The 19988-nt window shown below is 60.2% G+C and carries 20 protein-coding genes; 8 read left to right on the forward strand and 12 right to left on the reverse strand.

The genetic code is table 11. The annotated features are described in order from the left end of the window. Positions 1-271 precede the first annotated feature (271 nt). Both ACA070_RS16160 and ACA070_RS16165 read left to right on the forward strand, forming a co-directional pair. Positions 272-2509 (forward strand): TonB-dependent siderophore receptor, encoded by a 2238-nt coding sequence (locus tag ACA070_RS16160; protein ID WP_497447452.1) that lies wholly within the window; start codon positions 272-274, stop codon positions 2507-2509. A gap of 97 nt (positions 2510-2606) precedes the next feature. Beyond that, the gene (locus ACA070_RS16165; RefSeq protein ID WP_131058645.1) at positions 2607-2816 is read left to right on the forward strand and encodes a hypothetical protein; all 210 of its coding nucleotides are present in this window, start codon (positions 2607-2609) and stop codon (positions 2814-2816) included. 264 nt (positions 2817-3080) lie between these two features. Here the strand turns inward: ACA070_RS16165 and chrA are convergent, their stop codons facing one another. The 6 genes from chrA to ACA070_RS16195 form a co-directional block, all read right to left on the reverse strand. After that, positions 3081-4286 carry a chromate efflux transporter gene (gene chrA, locus ACA070_RS16170; protein WP_497447453.1) on the reverse strand — a complete coding sequence of 402 codons (1206 nt, stop codon included), beginning with the start codon at positions 4284-4286 and terminating at the stop codon, positions 3081-3083. A gap of 6 nt (positions 4287-4292) precedes the next feature. Further along, positions 4293-4784: a GNAT family N-acetyltransferase gene (locus tag ACA070_RS16175; RefSeq protein WP_497451960.1), complete on the reverse strand. Its 492-nt coding sequence runs from the start codon at positions 4782-4784 to the stop codon at positions 4293-4295. Between the two features lie 102 nt (positions 4785-4886). Further along, positions 4887-5468: a DinB family protein gene (locus ACA070_RS16180; RefSeq protein ID WP_497447454.1), complete on the reverse strand. Its 582-nt coding sequence runs from the start codon at positions 5466-5468 to the stop codon at positions 4887-4889. An 18-nt stretch (positions 5469-5486) separates the two neighbouring features. Continuing rightward, the gene (gene zapE, locus ACA070_RS16185) at positions 5487-6605 is read right to left on the reverse strand and encodes a cell division protein ZapE (RefSeq protein WP_497447455.1); all 1119 of its coding nucleotides are present in this window, start codon (positions 6603-6605) and stop codon (positions 5487-5489) included. 169 nt (positions 6606-6774) lie between these two features. Next, on the reverse strand, positions 6775-7116 hold the full coding sequence (locus tag ACA070_RS16190) for a nuclear transport factor 2 family protein (protein WP_131058650.1): 342 nt from the start codon (positions 7114-7116) through the stop codon (positions 6775-6777). Between the two features lie 52 nt (positions 7117-7168). Then, complete coding sequence (locus tag ACA070_RS16195) at positions 7169-7885, reverse strand: helix-turn-helix transcriptional regulator (RefSeq protein WP_497447456.1); 717 nt, start codon at positions 7883-7885, stop codon at positions 7169-7171. 396 nt (positions 7886-8281) lie between these two features. On the opposite strand from ACA070_RS16195, the gene ACA070_RS16200 reads away from it, so the two are divergent. Beyond that, on the forward strand, positions 8282-9334 hold the full coding sequence (locus ACA070_RS16200) for an aldo/keto reductase (RefSeq protein WP_497447457.1): 1053 nt from the start codon (positions 8282-8284) through the stop codon (positions 9332-9334). A 49-nt stretch (positions 9335-9383) separates the two neighbouring features. On the opposite strand, the gene ACA070_RS16205 is transcribed toward ACA070_RS16200, so the two are convergent. The 3 genes from ACA070_RS16205 to ACA070_RS16215 form a co-directional block, all read right to left on the reverse strand. Further along, positions 9384-10319 carry an IS110 family transposase gene (locus tag ACA070_RS16205; RefSeq protein WP_497447458.1) on the reverse strand — a complete coding sequence of 312 codons (936 nt, stop codon included), beginning with the start codon at positions 10317-10319 and terminating at the stop codon, positions 9384-9386. 435 nt (positions 10320-10754) lie between these two features. After that, positions 10755-11714 carry an agmatinase gene (gene speB / locus ACA070_RS16210; protein WP_497447459.1) on the reverse strand — a complete coding sequence of 320 codons (960 nt, stop codon included), beginning with the start codon at positions 11712-11714 and terminating at the stop codon, positions 10755-10757. 19 nt (positions 11715-11733) lie between these two features. Next, entirely contained in the window at positions 11734-12825 is a 1092-nt protein-coding gene (locus ACA070_RS16215; RefSeq protein ID WP_497447460.1) for a polyamine ABC transporter substrate-binding protein, read from the reverse strand. Between the two features lie 101 nt (positions 12826-12926). Between ACA070_RS16215 and ACA070_RS16220 the strand changes: the two genes are divergently transcribed. The 3 genes from ACA070_RS16220 to ACA070_RS16230 all read left to right on the forward strand — a co-directional run bounded on the left by ACA070_RS16220 (position 12927) and on the right by ACA070_RS16230 (position 16064). Further along, complete coding sequence (locus ACA070_RS16220; RefSeq protein WP_497447461.1) at positions 12927-13820, forward strand: LysR family transcriptional regulator; 894 nt, start codon at positions 12927-12929, stop codon at positions 13818-13820. Between the two features lie 240 nt (positions 13821-14060). Beyond that, positions 14061-15533 carry a nucleobase:cation symporter-2 family protein gene (locus ACA070_RS16225; protein ID WP_497447462.1) on the forward strand — a complete coding sequence of 491 codons (1473 nt, stop codon included), beginning with the start codon at positions 14061-14063 and terminating at the stop codon, positions 15531-15533. Positions 15534-15590: 57 nt separating this feature from the next. Beyond that, a complete protein-coding gene (locus ACA070_RS16230; RefSeq protein WP_497447463.1) occupies positions 15591-16064 on the forward strand; it encodes an LEA/WHy family protein in 474 nt (157 codons plus the stop codon). 126 nt (positions 16065-16190) lie between these two features. Here the strand turns inward: ACA070_RS16230 and ACA070_RS16235 are convergent, their stop codons facing one another. Beyond that, positions 16191-17114, reverse strand: coding sequence for a carbon-nitrogen hydrolase family protein (locus ACA070_RS16235; RefSeq protein WP_497447464.1), 924 nt, complete (start codon positions 17112-17114; stop codon positions 16191-16193). 85 nt (positions 17115-17199) lie between these two features. Here ACA070_RS16235 and ACA070_RS16240 point away from each other — a divergent pair, with 85 nt between their 5' ends. Continuing rightward, positions 17200-18108, forward strand: a complete 909-nt coding sequence (locus ACA070_RS16240; protein WP_497447465.1) for a LysR family transcriptional regulator — start codon at positions 17200-17202, stop codon at positions 18106-18108. An 8-nt stretch (positions 18109-18116) separates the two neighbouring features. Here ACA070_RS16240 and ACA070_RS16245 read toward each other — a convergent pair whose 3' ends face one another. After that, positions 18117-18368, reverse strand: a complete 252-nt coding sequence (locus ACA070_RS16245; RefSeq protein ID WP_462027033.1) for a hypothetical protein — start codon at positions 18366-18368, stop codon at positions 18117-18119. Between the two features lie 164 nt (positions 18369-18532). Between ACA070_RS16245 and ACA070_RS16250 the strand changes: the two genes are divergently transcribed. Then, positions 18533-18850: an ElaB/YgaM/YqjD family protein gene (locus ACA070_RS16250; RefSeq protein ID WP_109630828.1), complete on the forward strand. Its 318-nt coding sequence runs from the start codon at positions 18533-18535 to the stop codon at positions 18848-18850. A gap of 95 nt (positions 18851-18945) precedes the next feature. On the opposite strand, the gene ACA070_RS16255 is transcribed toward ACA070_RS16250, so the two are convergent. Beyond that, complete coding sequence (locus tag ACA070_RS16255; protein WP_497447466.1) at positions 18946-19986, reverse strand: Ldh family oxidoreductase; 1041 nt, start codon at positions 19984-19986, stop codon at positions 18946-18948. Positions 19987-19988 lie beyond the last annotated feature (2 nt).

Here is a 19988-nt window from a genome sequence, read left to right on the forward strand (position 1 = left end):
CGAAGCCTGCGTTCGGCTGCGCAGCAGTCGTGAAACCTGTGCATGCGGTATTGCTGAAATACCGCATTGTCTGATTTTACGACTGCTGCGCAGCCGAACGCAGGCTTCGCCAGCTGCTACAGGTCTCGTGTTTCCAACTTTCTTCTGCATTCAAAGCCACTTCCGAAACTTCTTAAAATAACAATTATTCTCGTTTAGAACTAAATCCCCTCTCCCCCCTTCGTCTTTGAACAAACGGAATTTTTCCCTCGAAGACAAGGAGTCGGCTGCGATGTTCGCGCCTATCACCCGTTCCATGACCTTTACCCTGGGCCTGTGCAGTGCTGCCCTGAGTCCAGATCTGCTGGCTGAAACCGTCCCCGACCAAGCGCCGAGCCGCACCCTTGAACTGGGCGCCACCAATGTGACCGCCCAGGGATTGGGCAGCACCACCGAAAGCACAGAGTCGTACACCACCGGCGCCATGAGCACCGCGACGCGGCTGAACCTGTCGATCAAGGAAACGCCGCAATCGGTGTCCGTGGTCACGCGCCAGCAGATGGACGACTTCAAACTCGGCACGCTCTCCGAAGCCATGAGCCAGACCACCGGCGTGGTGGTTCAGCACAACGACTCGGACCGCATCAGTTATTCGTCCCGCGGTTACCCGATCAACAATTTCCAGATCGACGGGATGCTTAACACCTTCGGCTACATGAAGTCCGATTCCGACACGATCATCTACGACCGCATCGAAGTGGTTCGCGGCGCGACCGGCCTGACCACGGGCGCCGGCGATCCGTCTGCGACGATCAACATGGTGCGCAAACGGCCGACCGCGCAATGGGAGGCCCAGACCGGTGTCAGCGGTGGTAGCTATGACGATTACTACAGTTATGTCGACGTCGGCGGACCGCTGGCCTTCGACGGGCGCCTGCGCGGTCGCGGGGTGCTGGCCTATCGCGACAGCGGTTCCTACCGTGACAAGTACGCGCTGCAACGGGAAGTCGGCTACGGGATTCTCGAAGCCGACCTGACCGACGACACCGTGCTGGCCGTGGGTTACGACTATCAGGACAAGCAGGTGCAAGGCACTTCCTGGGGCACCGTGCCCTACTGGAACGCTGACGGCAGCAAAGCCAACCTCGGGCGCTCCACCAACATGGCCACGCCGTGGAGTTCCTGGCCGCTGAAGGACAAGACCGCGTTCGCCACGCTCAACCAGCAACTGGGCGCCGGTTGGCAGCTCAAGGCTGCCTACACCCACCGCGAGAGTGACACCGACGGCAAGATTTACTACGGCGGTGGCGGCTTCCCCGAGGCGGATCGCAGCGGCATGTCCGCCAACGTCAGCCACATGATCGGCACAGAAAAAATGAAGGCCTATGACTTCAACGTGTCCGGCCCTTATTCGCTGTTCGGGCGTGAGCACGAAATGATGATCGGCTATGGCGAAGCCGAACGAAGCGAAAACAACCCTTACACGGTAGATGGCGCACGGTCATCGGATTACGAGAAAGTCCCCGACTGGAAATACATGGGCGGCATTCCAAAATTCCCCGACACCGTCACCGGCCTCAAAGGCTCCGATGAAAGCACCCGGCAAAAGGCCGGTTACCTGGCCACTCGCCTGACCCTGACCGACGACCTGCACGCGGTACTCGGCAGTCGCTACGGCACCTGGGAAATTTCGAATAAGGCCAACAAGTACGACGGCAACCTGCAACTGACCAGTGTCGAAACCACCAGTCAGCAGCACAACGACATGTGGACGCCGTACGCCGGTCTGCTCTACGACCTCACACCTGAATACACGATGTACGTCAGCTACACCGACATTTTCAAGCCGCAGGACGAACGCGATAGCAATCGCAAATACCTCGAGCCAGTGGTCGGCAGCAACTATGAGCTGGGGCTCAAGGGAAGCCTGCTGGAGGAGCGACTCAACCTCGCGACGGCGGTGTTCTGGAGCAAGCAGGACAACGTCGCCGAACGCGACGACTCGGTGCCACCGGACCCGGTCACCAATGAGGAATTCTTCAAGTCGGGGGGCAAGGGCAACAAGGTTCAGGGCTTCGAAGCCGAGGTCTCCGGCGAAGTCATGGCGGGCTGGAACATGACCGCCGGCTACACCTACACCCACTCGGTCAATGGCGAGAAGCAGCGCAACAACACCGCCCAGCCGTTGAACATGTTGCGCTTCTCTACGGCCTATCGCCTGCCCGGCGACTGGCAGGCACTGACCGTGGGCGGCGCGGTGAACTGGCAAAGCGACGTCTACCGTGCCGCCAGACGCCCGGTCGGCCGTGGTGCCAATGGCGAAATCATCACCGCCAGCACCAACATCCGCCAGGAGGCGTACACCGTGGTCAAACTGATGTCGCGTTACGAGTTCGACAAGCACCTGTCGGCTTCGCTGAACGTCGACAACCTGTTCGACAAAAAGTATTACGACAACGTCGGGTTCTACAACGGCGTCTATTGGGGCGACCCGCGCACGGTCACCCTGAGCCTGGACTGGAAGCTCTGAGGCGGTTAATTCCCAAATAGCGGAATCGGCGGATAATGTCCCGGCAACATTGGTTCATGGACGAAAGGCACCCGATATCCGTAGTGGGAGGCACACCATGAAACGTACCGCGTTGATCCTCGCCAGTCTGATGATGTTCGGCTCGACCGCTGCCTTTGCTGAAGGCGGCGCCGAGCGCATGAGGTATTACTTCGAAACCCTGCGACTTAAACAACAGCAGGCTAATGGCGTCGAAACCAGATCTATTGAACTGAGGGTTCCGAACGATCAAACCGCACAAGTGACCGAAACCTATCGGCCGAACTAAACGCTGTCAACCGGGCGTCCTGATGGACTAATGCCGATCAGTTAAGCAATTTCTGCGGCAACGCAATTTTGTAGCAGCTGGCGAAGCCTGCGTTCGGCTGCGAAGCAGTCGTAAAACCTGAGTTTGCGGTTCATCTGAAACACCGCATCGTCTGATTTTACGACTGCTACGCAGCCGAACGCAGGCTTCGCCAGCTGCTACGAAGACCGCGTTACGGCTTAACTGACTGGCATTAGTCCTGATGGACGCCTTTTTGTGCCCGTTTCAGGCCCCCAGCAGCACACCAAAAATACCGCCCAACAGCACCAGCAACCACGGTGGGCATCGCCAGACCAGCAGCGCCATCAACGCCAGCATCGCCAACAGCACATCCAGCGGGCTGAGGATCGAGGTGGTCCACAACGGCTGATACAACGCGGCCAGCAACAACCCGACCACCCCGGCATTCACCCCGGCCAGCGCCGCTTGCACCCGGCCATTGCCACGCAAGCGCTGCCAGAACGGCAGCACGCCGATCACCAACAGCAGCGACGGCAGGAAAATCGCCACGACGCACACCAGCGCACCACTCCAACCGCTGATGGACCCGCCCAGAAACGCCGCGAACGTGAACAACGGCCCGGGCATCGCTTGAGCGGCGGCGTAACCGGCGAGAAACACGTCATTGCTCAGCAACCCTGTGCTCACCACCTGACTTTGCAACAGCGGCAACACGACGTGGCCACCGCCGAACACCAGCGCTCCCGTGCGGTAGAAACCGTCGAACATGTTGATCAACGAGTCCGGCCAGCGGTGCGCAATCAGCGGCAAAACCAGCAACAGGACCACGAACAGACCGAGCGCCAGCCAGCCTGCCCGGCGGCTGACCCGAATCGACAAGCCCTCCCGTTGCGCTCCATCTGCGTTCTGTAGCAAAGCCAACCCGATCAGCGCCGCCACGGCCATCACCGTCATCTGTCCACCGAACGCAGGCCAGAGCAACACCCCGACAGTTGCCACCAGCATGATGCCCACACGCACCGGACCTCGGCATAACGTGCGGGCCATTCCCCACACGGCCTGGGCAACCACGGCAACGGCGACAATTTTCAGCCCGTGAATCAAACCGGCCGGTAAGGCCCAGCCACCGTAGGTGATGGCGAACGCCAACAGCGTGAGGATCAGCGCCGAGGGCAAGGTGAAACCCGCCCACGCCGCCAATGCCCCCGCATAGCCGCCACGGGCCAGTCCCAGCGCCATGCCCACCTGACTGCTCGCCGGGCCCGGTAGAAACTGGCACAGGGCGATCAATTCGGCGTAAGCGGCTTCGCTCAGCCAGCGCCGACGCTGCACGAATTCACTGCGAAAATAGCCCAGATGCGCGACGGGGCCGCCAAATGAGGTCAGCCCCAGACGCAGGAAGATCAGGAAAATCGTCCACGGTTTGTCTGCCATGAGTGCCCTGCCCTGCGCGCCATCGAGGCTGTTCATCTGCCGTTAAAGCTCCTTGGTCCAGAACAGCATTCGGCCATGGGCCGGGTCGAACATGCCGGGCGCAAATCCGAATTTGTCATAAGAGGCCTGCGCGACGGCATTGCCTTCGAGGACTTCCAGGGTGATCTTGCAGCAACCCCGTTGACGAGCGATGTCTTCAACCTTTTGCAGCATCTTCTGGCTCAACCCCAAACCGCGAAACTTCGGCGCTACCGACACATCGTGGACGTTGACCAGCGGCCGACAGGCGAACGTCGAGAACCCTTCGAAACAGTTGACCAGCCCGGCCGGCTCGCCGCGGACAAACGCCAGTACGCTGAACGCATGAGGACGCTTGGCCAGTTCTCCCGGCAGTTGTTGCAGGATGTCTTCGGGCAATGGCTGCCCGCCGCCCATCGGGTCTTCAGCATACGCATTGAGCACCACACCGATGGCCTCGGCATGCAGCGGATTGGTGTAGCTGGCCTGAAGTACCAGAATTTCTGCGGATTCCATTTCCATCGTCAACGTCCCGTCAAGTTGTCCCGGCGCGTCTGTCGCGTCGGAAGGTCGACGGACATTATCGCGAGGCGCCATCGTCGACAACCCGAACCTGTCTCAAACGCCCCAGATCAGCGTTTCGGTCCAGCCCAATTCGGCGAAATCCTCGGCCCTCAAACGCGATTCACCGGCACAGAAAAACTCGTCCAGTTGCGGCGGCTTGACCGAAGTGTCGCTGAGCATGGCGTGAACCTGACCGCGATGATGAAGCTGGTGCTCGAACAGGTGGGACAGCATGCGCAAACGGCTGTCATGTTGCGGCGTGTCCCGGGCGATGGTCACGATTCGCCCCAGGTCGGCGTCGCGCAATTGTTCGCAGTAAGCAATCAGGCGACGATCGACATGCGCTTGTTCGCGCTGCAGATCGGCGCCCGCCGCGAACGGTTCGTCCTCGGTGAAGAACACATAGCAATCAGGGTGCGGATCGTCACCGCGCAACTCCCGCTCCAGCGCATCCACGTAAAACCAGTCGCAGGTCAGGATGTGGTTGAGGGTGGCGATCAGGCTTGGGAAGAAGCTGACGCGCGGGGCTGCCAGTTCGGCCGGGGTCAACCGATTCCAGGCCTTGGCGAGTCGGTAATTGGCCCAGGCATTCTGATAAGCCATGGTCAGCAAATGGTGAGACAGGGGCTGATTCATCTTCGCGGCTCCCGGCAATTAGGCTTCGGCGAAACGCTGCAGCTGCATTTCCTGTAATCGGCTTAACGTGCGGCGGAACGGGAATTCCAGATAACCCTCGGTGTACAACGTCGCCATCGGCACCTGCGCTTCGAGGTACAACGGCACCTTGCGGTCGTAGCATTCGTCCACCAGGGCAATGAAACGCCGGACACCGTCGTCATGCACCGACAATTGCGGCAGCTCGCGATCACCGGCCACCACTCGTTCGGCCCCGTCTTCGGTGCCTCGGGCGATGCGTCCTTCGCGTTTCTGAGCGCTGAGGTTGGGCACGTCACTCAACAGAATAGCGCTGAAGGTGTCGCACAGCGCCATGAAGTCCATCGCCGCAAACGGTTGTTCGCACAGATCGGCGTAGCGGCACCAAAGCACGGTGGCACTGGCCTGCACCACGTTGACTGAACGGTAACCGACCGTGATCGGTTCGTCGGACAGCGACTGGCCGGCGGTCAGCGCCTTGAACACATCACCGAGCGCGCTGGGCTGCCCAGGCGCCGTCACCCAGTAACGTTGCAGAGCAGCGCCGGGATGCAGGCGATGGTCTTCGCTGCCGTCCACCGCGATCACCTGCATGTGCTTTTTGATCGCCTCGATGGCGGGCATGAAACGGTCGCGGTTGAAGCCATCGGCGTATAGCTGGTCCGGTGGCTGATTGGAGGTGCACACCACCACCACGCCCTGCTCGAACATCACCTGAAACAAGCGCCCGAGAATGATCGCGTCGCCAATGTCGTTGACGAACAGTTCATCGAAACACAACACCCGCACTTCCTCGCTCAACTCACGGGCCAGTGCCTTCAACGGGTCGGCGGTGCCGGTCAGCTGGAACGAGCGCTGATGCACCCATCCCATGAAGTGGTGAAAGTGCTGCCGCCGGGCCGGGACCTTGAGGTTTTCGTAGAACTGGTCCATTAACCAGGTCTTGCCCCGCCCGACCGGGCCCCAAAGGTAAACGCCGGTGACCGGCGTGCGGCCTTCATGCAAGGCTTCGTGGCATTTTTGCAGCGCCCACACGGCATGTTCCTGGGCTTCGTCCTGGACGAAACCCTTCTGTTCGATGGCGTGTTGCCAGGCGCTTAAGGGAGAGTCGACATTCATGCGCGGGAGTATACGTTTTCCTGTAGCAGCTGGCGGAGCCTGCGTTCGATCGCGAAGCGGTCGCAAATTCAGGCACTACGGTCTGTCAGATAATCTGCGGGACCCGGATTTACGACTGCTGCGCAGCCGAACGCAGCCTTCGGCAGCTGCTACAAAGGTTGCGTTCGGTTTATAGCGAGATGTCTAGCCGGGCGATCTTGCCCTGTTCGTTGAGGCGAAACATGTAGCGCAGTTCCAGGGGACTGCCGGGAAACGTCCCGGAAATCAGGTTGTGTACCAGCACTTTGCCGGTGCGCAGCTGAACGTCGAGCACTTCGACCCGTGGTTCATAACGTTGCGCAGTGTCTTGCATCCATTGGGCGATGGCTTGCGTGCCGATCCGGTGCTGACCCTCATCGAACACGTTGGCATCCTCAGCAAAAAAACTGCCGACCCGCGAGGTGTCGCGGGCATTGGCGGCGGCAATGTAGGCGGCGATGGCGGGTGCCAGTGAAGAGGCTGGATTGGACATGGGTGCGGCTCCTTGTTTATTGATTCTGGCGCCATGCTAGAACAGGTCTGTGTCAGTTCTTGTCAGGAGTGAAACGCCCCGCTTCATCCAGTTGCATTTGCTTGCGCCAGGTGCGCAACAGGTCGCTGCGCCGCCCCGGATAGCGTTCGCCCTGTTCATGGGCGGCGGAAATCCGGTCGGTGCGAAACGTGCGATAGGCTCCGCGCAATTCACACCAGGCGACAATGATCCGCACTTCATTGAGAAAGCCCAGCGCCAATGGCCAGATCAGCCGCTGACTGGGCACCTGATGGGCATCCGCATAGTCTATGCTCAGCCTGGACTGATCGCGGATCGCTTGGCGAAACACGTTCAACGGCACTGCATTTTGCGGATAACCGTAGCCGCGCGGGCCCGGCAGCACCGTCGGGTTGCGCAATGCATCTTGAGCTTCAGGGGCCAACACGGCAGCAATCTTCGCCAACGCGTCGGCCGCGGCTTTGCTCAACACCTCGTCGCCACGCTGATCCACGTAACGCAAACCCAGCACGATGGCTTCGGTTTCGTCAGCATTGAGCATCAGGGGCGGCAGGAACAAACCGCTGCGCAACACATAACCGACTCCCGCCTCACCGAAGATCGGGGCGCCCAGCGCGGTCAGTTCGGCGATGTCGCGATACAGCGTGCGTTCGGAAATCTCCAGTTCACCGGCGAGCGTCGCGGCGGTGGCCGGACGACTTTTACCTCGCAGCACTTGCAGCAACGTGAGTAAACGAGTGGTACGCGACACGATCGGCAGGCTCTGTCCTGAAAAGTCGCCGGAGCTTAGCAGAGGCTGCTGTCAGAAACTGGCAGGAGCAAATCTTCAGTGATCGTAATGCTGCTCACTTAAGCGCGGATCTTCAGGCACACCAACTTTGTGGCGAGGGAGCTTGCTCCCGCTGGGCTGCGTAGCGGCCCCAAGATGTGACAGCAACACAGATTTTTGTGAGTGCTACGCACTCAAGCGGGAGCAAGCTCCCTCACCACAGGTTCTTGCTCGACTGGAGATTGTATTAAGCCCGGTGGTCGGCCCTTTTGCCCTAAATGCAAATGCACCTTGACGACCAATATTACTCGCATCATATTAAATACATGTTGATGGACATTTAAATTAACCCCGGCGTCGTTCTTCAGGAGTCACCTCATGCATTACAAAGTCTTCGGCCGCAAAACCGGCTTGCGGGTTTCGGAACTGGCGCTGGGCGCCGGTAACTTCGGCACCGGCTGGGGCCATGGCGCCGAGCGTGACGAAGCCAAGCGCATTTTCGATGGTTACCTGGAAGCCGGCGGCAACTTCATCGACACCGCCAACGGTTATCAGGCCGGCCAGTCGGAATCCATGCTCAGCGAGTTCATCGCGCCGGAACGAGATCGCCTGGTCATCGCCACCAAATACACCATGGGTACTACGCCCGCCGCGGGCATTTCCCACACCGGTAACAGCCGTAAGAACATGGTTCGGGCCGTGGAAGAGAGCCTGAAACGGCTCAACATCGATCACATCGACCTGTTCTGGGCCCACATCAGCGACGGCGTGACGCCAATGGAAGAGATCTTGCGTGGCTTCGACGATCTGGTGCGTGCCGGCAAGATTCACTACGCCGGGTTGTCGAACTTCCCGGCCTGGCGCATCGCTCGCGCCGACGTGCTGGCCGAAGTACGTGGCTTTGCGCCGATTGCGGCCATTCAGGCCGAATACAGCCTGGCCGAACGCACCGCCGAACGTGAGCTGCTGCCGATGGCCGAAGCGCTCGGGCTGGCCGCTACTATCTGGTCGCCGCTGGGTGGCGGGTTCCTCACGGGCAAATACCGCAGCAGTGATGAGAACAATCGCGCCGCCAAACTCGGCATGCTGATTCACACCGAGAAAAGCGCCCACGAAACCGCCCTGCTCGACACGTTGCTCGCGGTGGCGGCCGAACTTGGGGCCACGCCGACCCATGTCGCCATTGCCTGGTTGCGGGAAAAGGCCAAGCGCTCAACGACAGCACTGATTCCGATTCTGGGTTCGCGTACCCGTGAGCAACTGGATGCGACGCTGGGTGCGTTGAACGTGCAGTTGAGCGCCGAGCAATTGTCACGGCTTGATGAGGTCAGTGGTGTGCCGAAGGGCGTACCGCATGAAACGATTGCCGGTTCGGCAGCGCGGTTCACCGGTGCTGAGACCCTCGACCTGCCATCCATCCCAGTGGCCTGACACAGATCAAACTGTGGGAGATTCTATGTTGCCCGGCAACCCTGAATTCTCAGGCTGACAGGTATTCGCTCTGATTTTTCATCAGGGCAAATGCCACCCGACAGAGCTTTCGGGCCAAGGCGACCAAAGCCTGGGTTTTCGAGAAGCCTCTAGCCAGGTATGCCTCGTAAAACGGCTTCCATTTAGACGAGCGACACGCCGCCATTGCGGCGTTGTAAGCCAAACGACGAACCTCCGGATCTCCTTTTTTGGTCAGGTACCGCCGCCCATTCTTCTTGCCGGAATCGTCGACTGCCAAGTCCATTCCCAGGAATGCGATGAACGCATCGCTGTTCGCAAAATCGCCCCGCATAAAAGTCGTCGCTAACCCCGTTGCGGTCAGCTCCCCAACGCCTTCTATGGCTTTGCAGCGATCAATATTCGCCTCAATCCCTGCCTCTTTGCTGACCTTGCGCAGCAGTTTCTGAATAGCCTGATCCGCTTGCTTGAATGCCTTCTGCTGAGCGGCCTGCACTTTCTTCAACAAGGGTTCATTGGCCCAACTCAACATCAGCCCAGCATGGTTCTGGATCAGCGTTGCACGTCTATGGAGAAGGCTTTTCAGTGAGCTGTAGGCCTTGGGTGGCGGGCTCCAGACCCGCAGTTTGGTTTGTTCATTCTCCAAGTAACGCGCCAGCAAACGCGCATCGCAGGGATCATTCTTGGCTCGTTGTCCGACGCCACGGCGGTAATGACTTACCCGATAAGCGTCCACCACGTAGACCTGATGACCCATTTCATGAGCCAACTCAACCGTGTCCAGGTGGTAAATGTTGGTGGCTTCAACGGCGATAGCGCTTTGGGCGGGCAGGGTTTTAAGCCAACGTTTAAGGGTGGTTCGATCGTTCTTGATGTCTTGAATGATTTGCAGGTCGGTGCGATAGACAGCAATTTGGGCCTTGGCGATATCGATACCAACAACCGTCTGCGAAGTAAGGATTGTCATGACAAATCCTCGGAGCTAGGGTTTAAGTGCTTGTTGGGGTCTACCGTTGCGCTGGCTTGTCTCTATCGTCGGTTTACCGATGAATTCCTTATCGGCGCTTTGGGTAGAAGGGGCGGGACGAGAAGTCTCCCACGGTCTGTACTGGTCAGAGTCAGAATCGAGTCTGTAGTCCCGCCCACCCCTTCAAGTCTAAACATACAAGCGAGCCTGCTCGCGATAGCGGACTTACATTCGACATCAATGCTAAATGTAATGGCCTCATCGCGAGCAGGCTCGCTCCCACATTGGTATCTACTGTGAGCCCACTATTTTGTGAGCGCCAAAGATCGACTGTGGGAGCGGGCTTGCTCGCGAAAGCGGACTGACATTCAGCATACATATTGAATGTTATGGCCTCATCGCGAGTAGGCTCGCTCCCACATTTCTGACTGTGTTTTACCGGTCGACCTTATGTTTGGCCGCATACAAACACAGCATCTCCATCGCCAACGTCGCCGCTGCCAGTGAGGTAATGTCCGCGTGGTCGTAGGCCGGCGCCACTTCCACCACGTCCATCCCCACCAGATTGATCCCCCGCAACCCGCCGAGTATTTCCAGCGCCTGCACCGTGCTCAAACCGCCGCACACTGGCGTTCCGGTGCCCGGTGCGAAAGCCGGGTCGAGACAATCGATGTCGAACGTCAGGTACACCGGGTTATCCCCCACCCGCGCACGGATCGCCTCGACAATCGCCTCACACCCTTGCCGATGCACTTGCCGCGCATCCAGCACGGCAAAGCCCTGGTGATCATCATTGGTGGTGCGCAAACCGATCTGCACCGAACGCGACGGGTCCACCAGACCTTCCTTGGCCGCGTGCCAGAACATCGTGCCGTGATCGACGCGCTTGCCCTCTTCGTCCGGCCAGGTGTCGCTGTGGGCGTCGAAGTGAATCAACGACAGCGGACCATGCTTGCGCGCATGAGCCTTGAGCAGCGGGTAACTGATGAAGTGGTCACCGCCGAACGTCAGCATTGCGCAACCGCCGTTCAGGATGTGCTCGGCGTGGGCCTCGATGCTTTCCGGCACCGAATGCGGCGAGCCGTAATCGAAGTCGCAATCGCCGTAGTCAATCACCGCCAAATGATCGAACGGATCAAAGGTCCACGGCCAGTGGCGTTCCCAGGCGATGCCGGTAGACGCGGCGCGAATCCCGCGCGGTCCGAAGCGCGCACCCGGACGGTTGCTGGTGGCGGTGTCGAAGGGCACACCGCTGACCACCACGTCGACGCCGCGCAAATCACGGCTGTAGCGACGACGCATGAAACTGGTGATACCGGCGTAGGTACTTTCGGCGGCAGTACCAAAGAGGCTGTCGCGGGTCATGGCCTGATCGTTTTGCATCGGGACGTCCATGGTGATCTCCTTTTTTTATTTATTGGCGGCTACGGAAAGTGGTCCACAGACGAGTGCGCAAGCGCATGTCCTTGAGGCTCATGCTGCGGTCGGCGTACAGCCGTTCGCGGGTGTCGGCCAGTGGGTAGATGTCCGGGTCGGTGCGCACGGCTTCGTCCACCAGCGGGGTCGCCGCCTGATTGGCCGTGGCAAAGAACAGCGTGTTGGTCAGCGCCGCCACGGATTCGGGGCGCAACATGAATTCAATGAACGCCCGGGCTGCTTCGGGGTGCGGCGCGTCCTTGGGAATCGCCAGGTTGTCCTGCCAGACCAGCGTGCCTTCCTTGGGAATCCGGTAGGCCACCTCGAACGGTTTGTTGGCTTTGCGCGCCTGGTCGGCGGCCATGCTGGCGTCACCGTTGTAGGTCAAGGCCAGGCATACGCTGCCATTGGCCAAATCACTGATCTGCCGCCCGGTGGCGACGTACAGCACATTGGGCTGCAACTGATGCAACAACGCCTCGGCGGCGGTCAGATCAGCCTTGTCGGTGCTGTAGGGATCTTTACCGAGATAGTGCAACGCCAGGCCGATCACCTCTTGCGGCGAATCGAGAATCGCAATGCCGCAGTCCTTCAACTTGCTGGCGTATTGCGGATTGAACAGCAGGTCGAGGCTGTTAAGCGGCACACCCGGCAAGCGCTGTTGCACCGCTTCGACGTTCATCCCCAGCCCCAGCGTGCCCCAGGTATACGGCACGCCATAACGATTGCCGGGGTCGACGGCGGCGAGTTTTTCCAGCAGGTCCGGGTCGAGGTTGGCGTAGCCCTTGAGCCCTTCGTGATCAATCTCCTTCAGCGCCCCGGCCGCCAAACCACGGGCCAACACGCTGGATGACGGCACCACCACGTCATAGCCGCTGCCACCGGTCAGCAGTTTGGTTTCCAGCACTTCCGAAGAATCGAACGTGTCGTAACGCACGTGAATGCCGGTTTCCTTTTCGAAACGCTGCAAGGTTTCAGGCGCCACGTAATCGGCCCAACTGTAGAGGTTGAGGGTCTTTTCCTCAGCTTGGGCCGACACGGCCATGGCGAGGAACAGCGCGGGTAAACACAGCTTGAATGCGGGAGCCATGACGGACACCTGACCAGAGGAAGTGGTTGCAGCGTGCGCGCTCGGATACATTGGCGAAATATCAAGTTTGTTAACCTGACTTTATTGCGGAGTAATGTTTGATGCTCGGTCAACTCCACGACCTCGACCTGCAATTGCTGCGCTTATTTGTCCGCGTGGTGGAGTGCGGCGGTTTCAGCGCGGCGCAGGGTGAATTGGGTTTGAGCCAGTCGAGCATCAGCCAGCAAATGGCCAAACTCGAAACCCGGCTCGGTTATCGCTTGTGCAGTCGCGGCAAGGGTGGATTCAGGATCACGCCCAAGGGCGAGCAGTTGCTGACGGCGACGCGCGGACTGTTTGAATCCATCGAAGCGTTCCGTCATCAATCCAACGGCGTGGCGGGTCGGCTGATCGGCGAAGTGCGCCTGGGCTTGTCCGAGGCTCTGGATCAATCGGTGCTGCAAAAAGTGGCCGATGCCATCCGGCGTTTTCGTGAACGTGACGAATCAGTGCGCATCGAGTTGATGAGCGCCATGCCCGGCGAGATGGAACGCCTGCTGCTGCAACAGCGACTGGATCTGGCGATCGGCTATTTCTCCCAAGTGCAAAGCGCGTTTGACTACCGCGAACTGTTTACCGAAACCCAACACCTGTATTGCGCCCCCGGGCATCCGTTGTTCACCGACGATGCGCCGGATGACCTGGCTTTGCAGGCGTGCGACCGGGTCGATCACCCTTATCGTTTCCTGCGCATGGATGAGCCGTTCCAGGGAAAGCTGTGTTCGGCCAGGTCCGAGCAGGTCGAAGGCACCCTCGCCTTCGTGCTGTCCGGCAAACACGTCGGTTATTTGCCCAATCACTTTGCCCGCAGCTGGGAAGACAAAGGCTTGCTGCGCGCCGTGCGCCGGGATGAGATGAGCTTCGACGTGGCGTTTCATCTGGCGCGCCATCGCGCTCAAGTGCCGGGGGATGCGCAGAAGGCGTTTGAAGAGGATCTGCTCGCCGCGTTCGCCTGACACTCACCGATCTTGTGGCGAGGGAGCTTGCTCCCGTTCGGCTGCGCAGCAGTCGCAAGATCTGCACACAAGGTATGCCTGAAGGTATGCCGGGGGCCGCTTCGCAGCCCAACGGGGGCAAGCCCCCTCGCCACAAGGTCCCGGGTGTGTCGCCGCTGTATCGTTTGCCCTCGATGCCCGCTGCTGGCATCCTGCGCCTCCATTTTCTGACCCGGCCTGCCTTTCGGCCCGCAAACAACCATGACCATCTCTGAAAAAGCCCCTGCCCCGCGCAACAACGACCTGATTTACGGCCTCAACGATCGCCCGCATCTCACCGCCACGGTCTTCGCCGCCCTGCAACATGTGCTGGCGAGTTTCGTCGGCATCATCACGCCGACCCTGATCATGGGCGGCGCCCTCGGGTTGCAAAGCGAAGTGCCGTACCTCATCAGCATGGCGCTATTTGTCTCGGGCCTGGGCACGTTTGTTCAGGCGCGGCGGTTCGGTCCGATCGGTTCCGGCCTGTTGTGCCTGCAAGGCACCAGTTTCTCGTTTATCAGCGTGATTCTCAGTGCCGGGTTCATGGTCAAGGCCCGGGGCGGTGGCACCGATGAAATCCTCTCGACGATCTTCGGCGTGTGCTTTTTCGCCGCGTTCATCGAAGTGGTGTTGAGCCAGTTCATTGGCAAGCTGCGCATGCTGATCACGCCCGTGGTGACCGGCACCATCATTACCCTCATGGGCCTGTCGCTGATCAAGGTCGCCATGACCGACATCGCAGGCGGCTTCGGTGCAGCGGACCTTGGCGCGGCCAGTCATCTGGCGTTAGCGGCACTGGTGCTCGGCACGATCGTGGTGTTGAACCGGGTCGATGTGCCCTTCCTGCGCCTGGGGGCGATTGTCATTGGCCTGACCCTTGGTTATGTCGTCGCCTGGCTGATGGGCGATGTCAATTTCGCCAGCCTGCCCGACGTGCCGCTGATGAGCGTGCCGGTGCCATTCAAGTACGGCTTCAACTTCGATTGGGTGGCGTTTGTGCCGGTGGCGGTGATTTTCCTGGTGTCGCCGCTGGAAGCCGCCGGTGACCTGACCGCCAACTCGATGATTTCCCGGCAGCCGGTCAAGGGCCCGATCTACATCCGCCGGATCAAGTCCGGTCTGCTGGCTGATGGCCTCAACTCGGCCATGGCGGCGGTGTTCAACAGCATGCCGATGGTGACCTTCGCCCAGAACAACGGCGTAATCCAGCTCACCGGCGTGGCCAGCCGTTACGTGGCGTTCTTCATTGCCGGCCTGCTGGTGCTGCTGGGGCTGTTCCCGATGATCGGCGCGGTGCTGCAGTTGATGCCAAAACCGGTGCTCGGTGGCGCTGAACTGGTGATGTTCGGCACCGTAGCGGTGGCCGGGATCAAGATCCTCGCCGAAGCCGGTTTGCATCGACGCAACATGCTGATCGTGGCGATTTCCATCGGCATGGGCCTGGGTGTCGCCGCGGTGCCGGAAGTGTTGCGCGAGCTGCCGAAGGCGCTGCACAACATTTTTGAATCACCGATCACCGTCGGGGCGTTGTGCGCTATCGTGCTGAACATCTTCCTGCCCGAAGAGTTCATCGAGCTGGAAGAGGACGATTTCGATCCGGAAGCCTCGATCCTCCAGGTCATGGAAAATCCGGATGTCCCGGCCAAGGGTGAACCCGCACGGCCTGCGACGGTCGCACAGTTGAACCGCTAGAAAGGCTCGAGGGCTGAGCCGCTGCGGTTCAGCCCTTTTCTACATGAGAGCCTGTCCATGCGCAGCGTCAACGCGTTCCTCCTTTCCCTGCTGTTGCTCTCCCTGAGCGCCTGCGCCCTCTTCCCCCATCGCGACCCGTTGAACATCAATGTGGTCGGCATCGAGCCACTGCAAAGCCAGGACATGGAAGTGCGCTTTGCCGTGAAGATCCGCGTGCAAAACCCCAACGAATCGCCGATCGACTACAACGGCGTGGCGCTGGACCTGGAGGTCAATGGCCAGCCGCTGGCTTCCGGCGTCAGCGATCAGTCGGGCTCGATTGCACGCTTCTCCGAAACCGTGCTGACGGTTCCGGTGAGTGTTTCGGCGTTTTCGGTGATACGCCAGACCTTGGGGCTGAGCCATACGCAAACCCTGAACAACCTGCCTTACGTGCTGCACGGCAAACTGGCCGGCGGTTTGTTTGGCACGATGAGGTTTGTTGATACTGGCAAACTGAGCTTGTCGGGTGCGACAGCCGGAACCTGGTAAAGCCGAGGGGTCAGCAACGACGATGTACCAAATGTGGGAGCGGGCTTGCTCGCGAAAGCGGTCTGACATTCAACATCGAAGTTGACTGACTGGGCCCCTTCGCGAGCAAGCCCGCTCCCACATTTGTCATGTGTTGAAGCGGACGCCGGGTTTGGCTCGTTCGTCGACGGTCAGCTCAAACACATCCGGACGCGCGTAGTGACCGACCACATCGAAGTCGTACCGCGCGCGGATCAAATCGTCGGTGTCGATCTCAGCGGTGAGCAACCCCGGCCCGTCACGCAACGGCCCCGCCAGAAGGTCGCCCATGGGGCCAACAATCACACTGCCGCCGGCAATCAGCGGTCGATCCGCCGGCCAGTTGGCAATCTCCACGCCCAATTCGTGCGGTGAGTCCTGAACCTGACACGCGCTGACCACAAAACAACGCCCTTCATGGGCGATGTGGCGCATGCTGACCTGCCACATTTCCCGCTCATCCACCGTCGGCGCGCACCAGACCTCGATGCCTTTGGCGTACATCGCGGTGCGCAGCAGCGGCATCATGTTTTCCCAGCACACCACCGCGCCGATCCGCCCGACCTGGCTGTCGATCACCGGCAGCGTCGAGCCATCGCCCTTGCCCCAGATCAAGCGTTCGGTGCCGGTGGGCATCAGCTTGCGGTGCTTGGCGACCAATCCGGCCTGCGGATCGAAATACAGCGCCGTGCAATGCAACGTGCTGCCGGCGCGCTCGATGACGCCGATGACCAGGTTGGCCCCGGTACGCGCTGACAATCCGGCCAGGGCTTCAGTTTCGGCGCCGGGCACGTCGATGGCGTTGGCAAAATAGCGGGCAAACGCCTCACGACCTTCCGGCAGGCGGTAGCCCAGTTGGGTACCGAATCCTTCGCCTTTGGGGTAGCCACCCAGCAACGCCTCGGGCATGACCACCAGCGCGGCGCCGGATTCGATAATCGCGTTTTCCCAGGCAAGAATCTGTTCAAGGGTCTCGGCCTTGCCGCCGGGCAAGGCGCCGATTTGCAACGCTGCAACAATGGACTTGGGCATGGCGGTCACTCCGAAAGCAATGAGGTGTTGCCCATTCTCATGCGCCACGGGATCATGAATAAAGCCCGATTCACTGCTGAATGATATGAGCCGTATGAATATCGCCACCGTCGACCTCAACCTGCTCAAAGTCTTCGAAGCGCTGCACGAAGAGTCCAGCGCCAGCCGCGCGGCACTGCGCCTGGGCGTGACGCAATCGGCCGTCAGCGCGGCGCTGCGACGACTGCGCGAGATGTATGGCGATCAGTTGTTTGTGCGCACCGGCCGTGGCCTGGCGCCGACGCTCAGGGCCAACCAGTTGAAACCGGTGGTCAGTGATGCGCTGAACAAATGCCGTCAGAGCCTGGCGATGGTCGATCCGGCGGCCAATCATTACGACGGCCGTTCGGTCACCGTGGGCTTGTCGGATGATTTCGAAATTGCCTACGGGCGGCGATTGATCGAGGCAATTGCGCGCAGTGCGCCGAAGTTGCGCCTGATCTTTCGGCAAACCCACAGCCAGATCGTCGGCCAGGCATTGATGGAGCGCAGCATTGATCTGGCGATCACTGCGGGCGGGTTTACCGAGCGGTTGCTCAGCCGCCAGGTGCTGGGTGAAGGCGGTTATTTGTGCCTGGTGGATCCGCTCAGCCTGGCGCCGGGACAGCAGGCAATCAGTCTTGAAGAGTTTGTGGCCCGCGAGCACATTCTGGTGTCGTCGGGCGGCTTTATCGGGATCACCGATGAAGGATTGGCGGCGTTGGGGCTGAATCGGCGGGTGTGCGCTTCGACGACACACTTTGCGGCGTTGCCGCACTTGCTCAAGGGCAGTCAGGCGGTGGCGACCATTCCGGCCCACGCCGCTGAAAGTATTGCGGCGCTCTGCGGACTGGCGCTGCTGCCCTGCCCTTTGGCCTTGCCGCGCTACCCGATCGAACTGGGCTGGCGCACCAGCACGCAGCTCGATCCGGTGGTGTTGAAAGTGCGCGAGGCCATTGTCGCGAGTTTTACCTGAGACGGGCCTTACTTGGCGGCCATCAAGCGATTCACTTCACTGCGCACCATGTTTGCGAATTCCGGCGGCGACATCGCGTCGAGTTCGGAACGGACCCATTCCGCCCATTTGCCCTTGCGCTTGGCGCGCTCGCCAAACAACCGCGCGGCCTCGCCCTTGGATTTGCCAAGGTTGCTTTGCCAGAGGTCGAACAGACGGGATTTCTCATCTTCAAGCGCGGCGCGCTCAGCCAGGGGTTTGTCGGCCAGATTGAAGCTCATGGGAATTACCTGCTGCGTAAAATAGGCGACATCTTACACTGTAGGAGGAAATGTCCGACTCTGGATTTTTCCTCGTCGCACAGTCAATACGCAAACCCGCTGCAACTTTTTCAGTCGCGCAAGACTCCATTGTTCACTGCCCATTTACCTGCAAGGAGTACCCAATGGCCCGGAAAACCGCCACACAAGTCGCCAATGACCAGATCAAGGATCAGGCGTTCAGCGAACTTCAGTCCCTGATCGAAGAGTCGGAAAAACTGCTCAAAAGCAGCGCCTCACTGGTCGGTGAGGAAGCAGAGACCCTTCGCGGGCAAATCGCCCAGAAACTCCAGCAGGCACGGGACTCGGTCACCAGTGTTCGTGACCGCACAAAACCCGTGGTCGATGCGACCGAGACCTACATTGGTGGTCATCCATGGCAAACCGTGGCCATTTCCGCCGGTTTCGGCCTGGTGGTCGGGTTGCTGCTGGGCCGCCGTTAAACGGAAACACATCGAACCTGTAGGAGCCAGGCTTGCCGGCGAAGGCGATTTCAAATACGCCTTCGCCGGCAAGCCTGGCTCCTACAAAAAGCGTTTCAGAGCCCTGCCAGTTCTCGCAAATTCGCCAATGTCTGAGCATCCAGTTGAATGCCTTGAGCGGTCGACTTGGTTCGCTGGTGGTGACGTCGATCACCCGGCAGGCGCTTGAGCCCTACGCCGTGCATCTGACGGACCAGTTCCTGGCTGCGTTCGGCAAAATTCTGCCCGGCTGCCTTGCTCGGGTCGATCACGATCAGCAGTTGGCCGGTCCAGGGCGTCTTGGCCCCCGGGTGGTTCGACCAATCGAACTCGAAAGAGAAATTGCCCCCCGTCAGGGCCGCTGCCAACAGTTCGACCATCATCGACAACGCTGAGCCTTTGTGCCCACCAAACGGCAGCAACGCGCCCCCCTCAAGAATCGCTTTCGGGTCCTGAGTCGGCTGGCCTAGGCTGTCCACGCCCATGCCCGCCGGCAAGCGTTCGCCTTTTTGTGCGGCAATCTGCACATCACCATGGGCAATGGCGCTGGTGGCCAGGTCAAACACAATCGGTTCACCGTCAGCCCGGGGCGCAGCAAAGGCGATCGGGTTGGTGCCGAACAACGGCCGGTCGGCGCCGTGGGGCACCACGCAAGTCATGCTATTAACCACGCTCAACGCCACCAACCCTTCGTAGGCGAAAGGCTCGACATCCGGCCACAGGGCCGCGAAATGGTGGGAGTTTCGGATCGCCAGCACCGCAATCCCGGCGCTGCGGGCTTTTTCCACCAGCAGTGCACGGGCCGCCGCGAGCGCGGGCTGGGCAAAACCATTGCCGGCATCGACCCGGACAAACCCCGAGGCTACGTCCTCGACCACGGGCACGGCCTGGCCATTGACCCAGCCGCTCTTGAGCGTCGAGACATAACCTGGAATACGAAACACGCCATGGCTGTGGGCGCCATCGCGTTCAGCGCCGGCGCAGTTGAGCGCCAGGGTTTTGGCAACATCGGCGGACGTGCCATGACGCAGGAAAATTTGCTCAAGCAATAGAACGAGCGCGTCGAAATCGAGCGATGGGGTGGTCGAACTGACGGCCACTTCGGGCGTTGCGGTCATCT

The organism is Pseudomonas sp. LBUM1678 (genome assembly GCF_059695575.1).